9 protein-coding genes and 1 tRNA gene are annotated in these 11,121 nt (G+C 71.5%); 6 read left to right on the forward strand and 4 right to left on the reverse strand.

The window, feature by feature from the left end; translation table 11 throughout:
• The first annotated feature begins 6 nt into the window (after positions 1-6).
• The 4 genes from ACIHAD_RS19570 (at position 7) to ACIHAD_RS19585 (ending at position 4,633) form a co-directional block, all read left to right on the forward strand.
• Positions 7-2,493 carry an ATP-binding protein gene (locus ACIHAD_RS19570; protein WP_397355887.1) on the forward strand — a complete coding sequence of 829 codons (2,487 nt, stop codon included), beginning with the start codon at positions 7-9 and terminating at the stop codon, positions 2,491-2,493.
• Positions 2,494-2,501: 8 nt separating this feature from the next.
• Entirely contained in the window at positions 2,502-3,473 is a 972-nt protein-coding gene (locus ACIHAD_RS19575) for an inositol-3-phosphate synthase (RefSeq protein ID WP_397355888.1), read from the forward strand.
• 37 nt (positions 3,474-3,510) lie between these two features.
• A complete protein-coding gene (locus tag ACIHAD_RS19580) occupies positions 3,511-4,311 on the forward strand; it encodes an exodeoxyribonuclease III (protein WP_397355889.1) in 801 nt (266 codons plus the stop codon).
• A gap of 85 nt (positions 4,312-4,396) precedes the next feature.
• Positions 4,397-4,633: a hypothetical protein gene (locus tag ACIHAD_RS19585; RefSeq protein ID WP_397355890.1), complete on the forward strand. Its 237-nt coding sequence runs from the start codon at positions 4,397-4,399 to the stop codon at positions 4,631-4,633.
• 15 nt (positions 4,634-4,648) lie between these two features.
• Here ACIHAD_RS19585 and ACIHAD_RS19590 read toward each other — a convergent pair whose 3' ends face one another.
• Positions 4,649-5,593, reverse strand: a complete 945-nt coding sequence (locus tag ACIHAD_RS19590; RefSeq protein ID WP_397355891.1) for a cobalamin biosynthesis protein — start codon at positions 5,591-5,593, stop codon at positions 4,649-4,651.
• Complete coding sequence (locus tag ACIHAD_RS19595) at positions 5,577-6,329, reverse strand: phosphotransferase (RefSeq protein WP_397355892.1); 753 nt, start codon at positions 6,327-6,329, stop codon at positions 5,577-5,579. The genes ACIHAD_RS19590 and ACIHAD_RS19595 overlap by 17 nt, the downstream gene beginning before the upstream one ends.
• A 677-nt stretch (positions 6,330-7,006) precedes the next feature.
• On the opposite strand from ACIHAD_RS19595, the gene ACIHAD_RS19600 reads away from it, so the two are divergent.
• Together ACIHAD_RS19600 and ACIHAD_RS19605 are read left to right on the forward strand one after the other, a co-directional pair.
• The gene (locus ACIHAD_RS19600; RefSeq protein WP_397355893.1) at positions 7,007-7,741 is read left to right on the forward strand and encodes a ZIP family metal transporter; all 735 of its coding nucleotides are present in this window, start codon (positions 7,007-7,009) and stop codon (positions 7,739-7,741) included.
• A gap of 54 nt (positions 7,742-7,795) precedes the next feature.
• Positions 7,796-7,869 (forward strand) — tRNA-Arg (locus ACIHAD_RS19605).
• Between the two features lie 207 nt (positions 7,870-8,076).
• On the opposite strand, the gene ACIHAD_RS19610 is transcribed toward ACIHAD_RS19605, so the two are convergent.
• Positions 8,077-9,642 carry a tyrosine-type recombinase/integrase gene (locus ACIHAD_RS19610; RefSeq protein ID WP_397355894.1) on the reverse strand — a complete coding sequence of 522 codons (1,566 nt, stop codon included), beginning with the start codon at positions 9,640-9,642 and terminating at the stop codon, positions 8,077-8,079.
• 270 nt (positions 9,643-9,912) lie between these two features.
• Positions 9,913-10,113, reverse strand: a complete 201-nt coding sequence (locus ACIHAD_RS19615; RefSeq protein ID WP_397355895.1) for a hypothetical protein — start codon at positions 10,111-10,113, stop codon at positions 9,913-9,915.
• Between the last annotated feature and the right edge of the window lie 1,008 nt (positions 10,114-11,121).

The raw sequence follows: 11,121 nt of genomic DNA on the forward strand, positions 1-11,121 counted from the left end.
AGGGGTGTGTTCGTGGGACGTGAGGCCGAGCTGGGCCGGCTGGCCGCCGCATGGGCCCGTACCCCGAGTGCGGTGCTGGTCGTGGGCGAGGCGGGCATCGGCAAGTCCAGGCTGGTGGCGGAGTTCGCCGGCGGGGTGGACGCGCTGGTGGCCGAGGGCGGGGCCGATCCGGGCGGGCCGGCGTACGCGCCGTTCGTGCCCGTGCTGCGCCGCCTGGTCAGGGAGTACGGCGCCGGGCTCGTGCCGGGCGGCGGGCGCAAGGGGCTGGCGTGCCTGCTGCCCGAGCTGGGGGAGCTGGACGACACGCCAGACCTGGGCCGGGCCCGGCTGTTCGAGGAGGTGCTCCTGCTGGTCGAGCGGGCCGCCGAGCGCCGTCCCCTGGTGATCCTGCTGGAGGACCTGCACTGGGCCGACCAGGCGGGCCGCGACCTGCTGGCGTACCTGCTGCGCAACCTGACGCGGCCCGGCGTGATGGTCGTCGTGACCTCGCGCGAGCCGCTGCGGCTGCCCGGCGCCGAGGTGGTCAGGGTGCCGCCGTTCGGCCGCGACGAGGTGGCCCGGCTGCTCGGGCGCGACGACGTGGACGCGATCGTGGCGCGCAGCGAGGGCAACCCGCTGTTCGCCGAGGCGCTGGCCGAGGCGGGCGACACGACCCCGGCCTCGCTGCGCGAGCTGCTGCTCGCCGGGGCCGAGAAGCTGCCGGGCCCCGGGCTCGACGTGCTGCGGATCGCCGCCGTGGCCGGTCGCAGGACGCCCCACGAGGTGCTGCGCCAGGTCGCCGGGCTCGACGACCTGGCGCTCGACGAGGCGCTGCGGCCGGTCGTACGGGCGCGGCTGCTGCTCGTGGACGGCGACGCCTACGTCTTCCGGCACGCGCTCATCCGCGAGGCCGTCTACGACGACCTGCTCCCCGGCGAACGCCGCCGCCTGCACGCCCGCTGCGCCCCCGCCCAGCCCGAGCTGGCCGCCGACCACTGGCACGCCGCCGGGGACGGCCCGCGCGCCTTCGAGGCGGCCTGGCGGGCCCGCAGATGGGACCTGGTGCTGGAGCTGTGGGCGTACGCCGACGGCCAGGACCGGGCCGAAGTGCTCGAGAACGCCGCCAGGGACGCCCTGCGCGCCGGTGACGCCCACCGCGCCGAGGACCTGGCCACCAGGGCGCTCGCCGAGGTCGGCGACCCGCTGCGTGCGGCCCACCTGCTGGAGCTGCGCGTCGCCATCCGCGACCTGCACGGCGAGGAGGGCCTGGACGACCTGCGCGAGGCCGTACGGCTGGCCCCCCGCGAGTCCAGGCTGCTCGGCGCCCTGGCCTGCGCGCTGGCCTGGCACGGCGAGGACGACGAGGCCCGCGCCCGCGCCGAGGAGGCGTACGAGCTGGGCGACGCCAGGTCCTTGGCCACGCTGGCCGCGCTCGCCGCCCTCGACGGCGACCTCGCCACCGCCTCCGCCCTGTACGCCCGCGCCAGGGTCCGCGCGCCCGACGACGACACGCTGCTCGTCTCCTACGCCGGTGAGGCAGACGCGCTGGAGGCCGCCGGCGAGCACGCCAGGGCGGAGGCGGTCGCGCGGCGCGGCATCGCCGAGGCGGCCCGGCTGGGCCTGGCCCGCTCGCGCGGCGCGCACCTGGCCGCCAACCTGGCCGAACCGCTCGCCTCGCTGGGCCGCTGGCAGGAGGCCCGCGAGGTCGCCGCTCCCGCGCTCGCCCTCGACCCGCCGCCGATCTACCGCGCCTGGATCCTGCTGGTGCTCGGCACGATCGCGGTGTGGGAGGGCTCGGCGTCCGCGGCCGACGCGCTGCTCGCGAAGGCCAGGCCGCTCATGCGCGGGCGTTCGCGCGGCTACGACTCCTGCCTGGAGCCCGACCTGCTCGAATGCCGCCTGGCCGAGGCCGGGGGAGACCTGGACCGGGCGCGGCGGCTGGTCGACCACGTGCTGTCGGAGCACGACCTCACCCGCAGCCGCCGCTACGCCTGGCCGCTGCTGGCCCTCGCGGCCCGCATCGGACGGGTGCGCGCCGCGCCGCCGGGCCTGTCCACCGTCGGGCGGGTGCAGAAGGCGTACCGGGCCACGTTCGAGGCCGAGCTCGGCGGCTCGTGGGCGGATGCGGTGGCCGCCTGGCGGGCCGTGGCGCAGCCGTACGGGCTGGGGCAGGCGCTGGTCAGAGCGGCCGAGCAGGACCCGGCGCGGGCCCGCGAGCCGCTGCGCGAGGCCCTGGCCATCGCCGCCGCGCTCGGCGCGGAGCCCCTGCGGCGGCAGGCGGAGGCGGTGGCGGCCACCGCGCGGGTGGCCCTGTCCGCGACGCCGGGGCTGTCGGCCCGCGAGCTGGAGGTGCTCGGCCTGGTCGCCGAGGGCCTGAGCAACAGGCAGATCGCCGAGCGGCTGTTCATCTCGGCCAGGACCTCCGGCGTGCACGTGTCGAACATCATGGCCAAGCTCGGCGCCGCCTCCCGCGTGGAGGCCGCCGCCGTGGCGCGCCGGACCGGCCTGATATGAACTCCGGCATGACAACCGTGAACGTCGCCCTCGTCGGCGTGGGCAACTGCGTGTCGTCCCTGGTGCAGGGCGTCGAGTACTACCGCGACGGCGAGGCCTCCGGCCTGCTCAACCCCGTGTGCGCCGGGTACGCCGTCTCCGACGTGCGCTTCACCGCCGCCTTCGACGTCGGCCGCGCCAAGCTCGGCCTGGACCTGTCGCAGGCGATCTGGGCGCCGCCGAACAACTCACGCCGTTTCGCCGACGTGCCCCACCTGGACGTGCCGGTGCGCGAGGGCATCCTGGCCGACGGCGTGGGCGAGGGCTCGGCCGAGCTGGTCGAGCCGAGCGGCGGCGCCACGGTCGCCGACGTGGCCGCCCACCTGCGCGAGACCGGCTCCCAGGTGGTGGTGAACTTCCTGCCCACCGGCGCCCAGCGCGCCACCGAGCTGTACGCCGAGGCCGCCATCGAGGCCGGCTGCGCGTTCGTCAACTGCATGCCCGCCGTGCTCGCCCGCTCCGAGCGGTGGCGCGACCGCTTCGCCGGGACGGGGCTGCCGCTGCTCGGCGACGACCTCAAGAGCTCCTTCGGCGCCACGGTCGTGCACCGGGCGCTGGTCGACGCCCTGACCGCGAGCGGGGTGCGCCTGCACGACGGCTACCAGCTCCTGGCCGGGGGCAACATGGACTTCGTCAACCTCCAGGACCCGGCCAGGATGGCGGGCAAGCGGGCCACCAAGGCGACCGGCGCGGGCACGTCCACCCACGTCGGCGCCCAGTACCTGCCCTTCCTCGACGACCGCAAGATCGCGTTCATCCGGCTGGAGGGCGAGGGGTTCGGCGGCTCCCCGCTGGAGGTGGAGCTGCGCATGGTGGTGGAGGACTCGCCGAGCGCGGCCGGGAACGTCCTCGACGCCGTGCGCCAGGCCAAGGCCGCCCTCGACGCGGGCGAAGGCGGTTTCCTGCGCGAGATCTCGGCCCCTCTCATGAAGGCGGTCTGACCACGGACGACGGGTTCGGCCGTGGCAGGCTAGGAGGATGCGCCTGGCGACCTGGAACGTGAACTCGGTCAAAGCGCGGCTGCCGCGCCTGCTCGACTGGCTGGCCGCGACCGAGCCCGACATCGTCTGCCTGCAGGAGACCAAGTGTCCCGCGGAGTCGTTCCCCGTGGCGGAGGTGGGTGAGCTCGGCTACGCCGCCGCCGCCCACGGCGACGGCCGGTGGAACGGCGTCGCGGTCCTGTCCAGGGTGGGGCTGGAGGAGGTGACGCGGAGCTTCCCCGGCGAACCCGGCTTCGCCGTGCTCGACGGGGTGGGCGCCGCCCGTCCCGAGGCCCGCGCGCTGGGCGCGACCTGCGGCGGCCTGCGGGTCTGGTCCCTCTACGCGCCGAACGGCCGCGCGGTCGACTCGCCGCACTACGCGTACAAGCTGGAGTGGTTCGCCGCGCTGCGGGACGCGCTGGCCGAGGAGACGGGCTCGCCGCTGGTGGCCTGCGGCGACTACAACGTGGCGCCGACCGACGCCGACGTCTGGGACCCCGCGCTGTTCGTCGGCTCCACGCACGTCACCCCCGCCGAACGCCGCGCGCTCGCCGACCTGCGCGACCTCGGGCTGCGCGACGTGGTGCCGACGCCGATGAAGGGGCCGCACCCGTACACGTACTGGGACTACCGGGCCGGGATGTTCCACCAGAACAAAGGCATGCGGATCGACCTGGTGTACGCCAGCGCCGACGTCGCCGAACGGGTGCGCGCGGCGTACGTCGACCGCGAGGCGCGCAAGGGGAAAGGCCCGTCGGATCACGCGCCCATCGTGGTGGATCTCGACGCGATAATTTAATCAGCGAACAGCTGCGAGACGAGTATCCTGAGTGACCAAATGTGCGGGGGCACACCTTCTTCAGACCGAAAAAGGGGGCCGTGTCGTGGAACCTGCCGATGGTCGGGTCATCTTGTTCGTCCTCATCGGGCTGGCCCTGTTCGCGCTCGGACGCCGCTTCCAGAGCATGATCATGCTCAGGCAGGTCTGGAAGCAGACACAGAGGCAGGTGACGGTACGGCGGGAGACCGCGCACAACGCGGTGAAAGGTCTCGTCGCCGTCACCGCGGTCGCGGCCTTCGTCATCTGGCTCGCGCTCAATCTCAATCGGATACTGAGTTGACCGCCATTCAGCTGATTACCGCGGTTCTCCGGAACGGCGGTGGCGCAGGCCCCACGCGGTGAGCACGGCCAGCCCCGCCGCCGCCAGTCCGACCGCGCGGGTGAGCCGGGCGGCGCGCCGGATGTCCTTGACGTCCGGCTTGGGGCCGTCGCCCATCGTGGGGCGGTGTTCCGTCCTGCCGCCGTACACGTTCGTGCCGCCGAGGGTGACGCCGAGCGCGCCGGCGAAGGCGGCCTCGCACCTGCCCGCGTTCGGGCTGGGGTGGCGGTGGCCGTCCCGCCGCAGCACCCGCAGCGCCCCGGCGGGGTCGGCCGCCAGCGCCGCCGTCAGCAGGCCCGTCACGCGTGCCGGTACGTAGTTGGCCACGTCGTCGAGCCTGGCCGCGGCCCAGCCGAACCGTTCGTAGCGGGGGGAGTGGTGGCCGATCATGGCGTCCAGCGTGTTGACCGCCCGGTAGGCCAGCAGCCCGGGGACGCCCGCCACCGCGCCCCAGAACAGCGGCGCGACCACGGCGTCGGAGGTGTTCTCCGCCAGCGACTCCACCGTCGCCCTGGCCAGCTCGGACGCCTCCAGCCGCGAGGGGTCGCGGCCGCACAGGTGGGGGAGCCGGGCCCGGGCCCGCTGGAGATCGTCCTCCTCCAGGGCCTCGGCCATGTGCACGCCTTCGCGGGCGAGGGTCGTGCCGCCGAGCACGGCCCAGGTGGCGAACGCCGTCACCGCCGTACGGACGGCCCGGCCGCCGCTCCGCTGAGCCAGGACGCCCAGGGCGGTCACGCCGCCGACACAGATCCCGACATGAACCACCCCACGCCACCTCGTGTCGCCGTACGACGACTTCTCCAGCTTCGCGGCCGCCCGTCCGAACAGGGCGACCGGGTGGGCTGAGCTGCGCGGATCACCGAGAACCTGGTCGAGTGCGACACCGAGCGCGAGACCTAGCGGGTCATACCAAATGGGCATGAAGCTCATCTTCGTGCACATCCAGCCAGGCCGCGGCCCGGCGGATGCGTTGCCCCGCGCCGCCGGCCCACATCTTGGCCCAGTTGCCGCCGGCCTGGGCGCGGGTGCGCATGACGTCGTAGGAGCGGTGGAAGCGCAGCCTGGACAGTTCGAGCAGCCGCCGTCGTTCGCGGGGCGCGAGACCGTACGCGTCGCAGAACAGGCGGATCCTGGCTCCTACGTCCACGTTGCGCTGGAGCGGGGGACGGTCGACGGGGTCGGCGATCGGGGCCCAGTGGCGCAGGGTGGTCGCGATGTCGAACAGGCGGGTGGTGGGCCGGGCGAGGTCGAAGTCGATCAGTGCGACGGGGGTCGCGGTGGTGTCGCCGTCCTGGTGGAAGACCACGTTGTCCGGCGTCAGGTCGCAATGGCCGATGACCTCCGGCGCGCGGTCGTCGTTCGACCCGCCTTCCCATCCGCCGGCGTCCAGCGGGAACCCCGCGGTCGCGTCGTGGAACTCCCTGACCAGCATCGCCAGCTCGACGAGGAACCCGTCGGTCGAACTCGCCAGGCACAACCCGCTCCGCCCCGGGACGTACGTGAGCATCTCGCGGCCTAAACCGTCCGTACCCAGGACCCGCGGCGCACCCCCGAACCCGGCTGCCTCAAGGTGGCTGAGCAGGGCGTGCACGGCGGGCGTGGCCGGACCGACCGGCCTGCGCACCGTGTCACCGACGCGCACCACCCCGTCTGTCACGTCCCCGCCCTGCAGGGGAATCTCATGCAGGAGCGTCGCGACCATGCCACAACAGCTTAGCCCCATTTGCCCCACGGCCGCCTGCCCATTACCCCGCCCCACCGGCCCCTCCCTCCCCCTCCCTCCCTCCCTTTCCCGAACGACCAGCCCCGCCACTGCCCACCGCCGCGATGCCGCCACCATCGACACGCGGCCCTCCTGACACCGCGACAACGAGAACACCCGCGCCGAACGAACACCGCGACGGCGAGGGCGGTGGTGATGCGTGGGCGCCGCGACGGTGAGGGCGTCCGTGAGGTACGGGCACCGCGATGGCGAGGGGCGTCCGCGACGTGCGGCGGCCGCGATGGTGAGGGTGGTGGTGATGCGTGGGCGCCGCGACGGCGAGGGCACCCGCGAGGTACGGCCACCGCGACGGCGAGGGTGGTGGTGATGCGTGGGCGCCGCGACGGCGAGGGCACCCGCGAGGTACGGCCACCGCGACGGCGAGGGCACCCGCGACGTACAGACACCGAGACGGTAAGGGGATCCCTGACGTACGGACGCCGTGACAGCGAGGGCTTCCCGACGAAGGGACACCGCGTCCCGCCATGACCCTGTCCTCAAGGCGTGGCCGCGAACCCTGGCCGAGTGTCGCACCACCCGCCGCCCCGACCCACCCCCTAGCCTGAGGAACCGTGCCCATCCTGCTCTCCTTGGCGGCCTTCCTCATGACGCTGCTGGGCGGGCTGGTCGCCGACCGCGTCAAGAACAACCGCCACCTCGTCCTCGGCGCCGCCGCGGGCGTGATGCTGGGCGTGGTGGCCTTCGACCTCCTCCCCAAAGCCCTCACCCGGGACGTCGTCGAAGTCCTCGGCGTACCGCTCCCGATGCTCATGTTCGCCCTGGCGTTCCTCGGCATCCACATCGTCGAACGCTCCATGGGCATGCACGACGCCCACGAAGGCGACTACGCCGCCCACCGCCACGCCCGAGCCGGCGTAGGCGTCACAGCGGGATCCGCCCTGGTCATCCACAGCCTCCTGGACGGCGCCGCCATCGGAGCCTCCTACCAGACGGACGCCTCGCTCGCCGTGGCCGTCGCCATTGGCGTCATCGCCCACGACTTCACCGACGGCTTCAACACGTACACGATCACCTCTCTGTACGGAAACGCCCGCCGCCGCGCCTTCACCCTCCTGGCCCTGGACGCCCTCGCCCCCGTGATCGGCGCCACCCTGACCTTCCTCATCGCCATCCCGGCCCACATCCTGACTGCCTACCTGGGCCTTTTCTCCGGATTCCTCCTCTATCTGGCCATCTCCGACATCCTCCCGGAGGCCCACACAACGAGACGCGCCACCGGCTGGACCCTGGCCGCCACGGTCTCGGGAACCCTGTTCATGTGGCTGGTGATCGCCCTGTCTGCCTGACACGACCAAAACGTGTGCGTGACAAGTCGCCGGATCATGCACAATAAGGCAGGAGCGCCCTTAGCTCAGCTGGATAGAGCACCGGACTTCTAATCCGACGGTCGCAGGTTCGAATCCTGCAGGGCGCGCTTTGATCATGTTCTGACCTGCGGTTATGTGGCGTCGGACTCGTTCTAGAATTTTCGTCTAGCGTGTGCGTGCTCCATGCGTGCTCGGTTGCACCAACCCTGCACACACCATGATCATCCTCTATCCCCGGTCTGAGCGGCAAGAGCAGCGGCCCCGCCTCGCCACGAGAAGGCGGCGTGCGCGGGGCCGGATGCTTAATCCGACTGTCAGCTCCTCAAGGGGATGAGGTTCTCGGGCTCTGCCTCGTCTTCCCTCCCGAACAGCAGGGCGGCGGTCTTCTCTGCGGCGGCGGTGGCCACCTGTGGGTAGACGGAGGTGTAGGTGTCGGCGGTGAACGCGCTGGAGGTGTGTCCCAGCGTTTCCTGCACCACCTTCATGTCCACTCCGGCGGCCAGCATGAGCGAGGCGGCGCCGTGCCGGAGGTCGTGGAGCCGGATGGGCGGCAGGCCGGCCAAGTAGGCCAGCCACAGGAACTGGTCGGAGACGTGCTGGGGGTGCAGGCGGTTGCCGTTGGGCTGGGTGAACACGAATCCGGTGTCGATCCAGGCCTCGCCCATGGCCAGTCGTTCCTGGAGTTGCTGCTGCCGGTGGGCGCGCAGGACTTGGGTGGTGTCGGTGTCCAGGGCGATGGTGCGTACTGAGGCGTCGGTCTTCGGGGTGCCCTCGTGGACCTGCCAGGCCAGCTGCACCAGCTGCCAGTTCACCGTCAGACTGTGGCCGTCGAGGTCGACTTCTTTCCACCGTAGCCCGCATGCCTCGCCCCGGCGCAGCCCGCGCAGCGCGATCAGCTGATACAGGGCGAACAGGCGGTGGCGGCGGGCATGGTCGAGGAACAGGCGGGTCTGAGCGGGCGTCCACACCATGACAGGGGAGGGGCGGGAAGCGCTGGTGTAGACGTCGATCGGGTTGACTCGCTGCCCGCTCCGGCGCTGCTTTTCCGCCTCCCGGTGCTGGGCGAAGTCGGCTTGCCAGGCGCGGACCCGGTCCTCGGTCCACACCAGCGGCTTGGGCCGGACGCGGGCGGGCATCTCCAGCACGGCGGCGGGGTTGAAGTCGATCAGCCGGTCCTGGCGCATGGCCATGTTGAGCGCGTGGCGGAGGGTGGCGCGGATGCGGTGCATGGTGGCGATGCTGATCGGCCGCCGGTATTTGACGCTCTCACGCAACTGCGGGTCGGGGTCGGCGCGGCGTTCGGTGATGGTGTCGTTGAACTCCTCGATCTGCTCGAACATCAACGCGATGTGGCTGACCTTGAGTTGATCCAGCCTGAGCCGTCCCAGGTATGGGGTGAGGTAGAGGCGGATGTGGCTTTCGTAGGAGCGGCGCGTGGTCTCCTCGATCCTCCGCTTACGGTGCAGAAACTCGGTCAGCCACTGCTCGACGGTGATCTCCTGGGTCAGATGCTGTCCGGTCTTGATCTTGTGGCGGACCGTCTCCAGGGTCGGGAGCGTGTCGGTCTCGGCCAGTGTGCGTTTGATCAGGTCGGCGATCTGGGTGCGGGTGGCGGGCTCGCGTGGATCGGCTATCGCGAGCAGGTCACGCACCTGAGCGAGCTCGACCTCGGCGGCGTCTTGCGAGGCGAAGCCGCCGCGGCGCAGCGGCCCGCGCCGCTTGCCGTCCGCGGCGGGCGGCAGTTCGATCTGGTAATTCCAGATGCCGTGCCGGTAGCTCCACCCACCACCAGGACGGCGCAGCTTGGGGCATTTCTGCCCAAGCGCCTTGCCATCATTGTCACGGCAGGAGCAGCGTTTGAACGTACGTCCCTCAGCCATCGTGTGTCGTGTCTCCTTCTCTTCGGGTGCTGCTGGATCGAGCCGACGGTCGTGGCGAGCTGGATTCGGTGGGCGGCGTTCGCACGGTGCCGCTGCCTGACCGCAGGCCGGATCCAGGCGGGTGTCCCCTAGCGAGCTCTGGCCCCCGGGTGGCCCGGCAGGCGACGGTCGGCGCTGGCTGGGCGGGGTGCGGCAAACCCGGTCATGGCCGTGTGGCGTAGCCCGGGGGTAGCTGGTGCCATTCGGCCCGGCATGATGCGGCGGGGAGGATCACGCGAGCACGCCCGTGATGATCGCGCCACCGCGTTCAGGACCGTGTCGGACGGGCGTATCGACGCCCACCTGGGCGGCAATGGTCAAGCCGAATCCGACGGTCACCGCCGGGCCGCGACGCTGCCAGCCTCCGCCTTGCGCGCGGCCATCGAGCTGCGCATCACCTCTCGCATACACCCCAGAGCAGAGCCTGCTCATGGGTGCATGCGCGCTCGTCCGCGTAGGGAGATAGAGCAGCCGTGTACCGAGTGCCGGCATGGGATGGCCGATCGGCTGGTACTGATGGTGTCATCGGGCACCAGCCGGGCGCCGCCGGAGTGCTGAACGGCGTGGACGAGGGCGGCTTCGTTACATGGCGGGGTGACGTGGTTCGGTTGTGTTGCCCTGCGGTGAGGTGGTGTCATGCTGATGCGCCCAATCAGCCGGGCCACCTGATCCCTGTCATCTCTCCAAATACCTGTGGTCGGCTCCGAACTCGGACAGCAGGCGAAGCAAAGGTCCGGCCATGATTACCGGAGAAGGCGTGCGTATCAGGGGGCGCTCATGTGCCTTGATTAGTGGCAAGGCGCCGGCCGGATGGCCAACGATCTTGATTCCATGCCGGGGTGGCCACGGCAACACGCAGGCAAGCTGGCGCCTGCGGACTAAACACCAAGAGCTGCGATGGACAGCGAGGGGGCGTTCGCAGGGTGGCGGATGTGCAGCTCGACAGCGGCCAGGAGTTCAAGCTGTTCGGGGGGCGACGTCCGTTCCACGTCGTGCACGGCCAGCCAGGTCAGTGGATCTCGGAGCCCCTGCGGCTCATGGCAGCTGACCTTGGCGAGACGGAGACCGCCCAGGACGGAGAGCTTGGCGGCGGCGCGGCGCGGGTGGGGCCGTGGCGGCGACACGGAGGTGGCTCATGGAGCATCGCGTTCGGTGAGGCTATGCCTGGGGCCGTGGCGGCAGTGCTTGATGTGAGGAGCTTGAGTCGTGGTCGCCAGTTCAGGTGGTCGCTCGCAATCTGCAGGTGTGCGGCCAACGAGGCGCAGACGCGATCGTTCTGTCATTTGAATGTAGTCGGCTCCGCGGCTGGCTTACAGCTCTTGTAGCGGCGCAGGCGGTTGAGTTGTGTCAATCCCCTCAAAGCGTGGAGACGGGTCTATGCCACAGCGGTCCTCAGCAGGGCCGATGAGGCTTGTCTCTTCTCGATCATGTGACGTTCGA

This window comes from Nonomuraea sp. NPDC052265, assembly GCF_044547985.1.
Classification (GTDB): Bacteria; Actinomycetota; Actinomycetes; order Streptosporangiales; family Streptosporangiaceae; genus Nonomuraea.

Coding starts and splice junctions, on each gene's coding strand:
- ACIHAD_RS19575 (WP_397355888.1), top strand. CDS start 2,502: ATGACAACCGTGAACGTCGCCCTCGTCGGCGTGGGCAACTGCGTGTCG.
- ACIHAD_RS19580 (WP_397355889.1), top strand. CDS start 3,511: ATGCGCCTGGCGACCTGGAACGTGAACTCGGTCAAAGCGCGGCTGCCG.
- ACIHAD_RS19590 (WP_397355891.1), bottom strand. CDS start 5,593: ATGCCCATTTGGTATGACCCGCTAGGTCTCGCGCTCGGTGTCGCACTC.
- ACIHAD_RS19610 (WP_397355894.1), bottom strand. CDS start 9,642: ATGGCTGAGGGACGTACGTTCAAACGCTGCTCCTGCCGTGACAATGAT.
- ACIHAD_RS19615 (WP_397355895.1), bottom strand. CDS start 10,113: ATGAGCAGGCTCTGCTCTGGGGTGTATGCGAGAGGTGATGCGCAGCTC.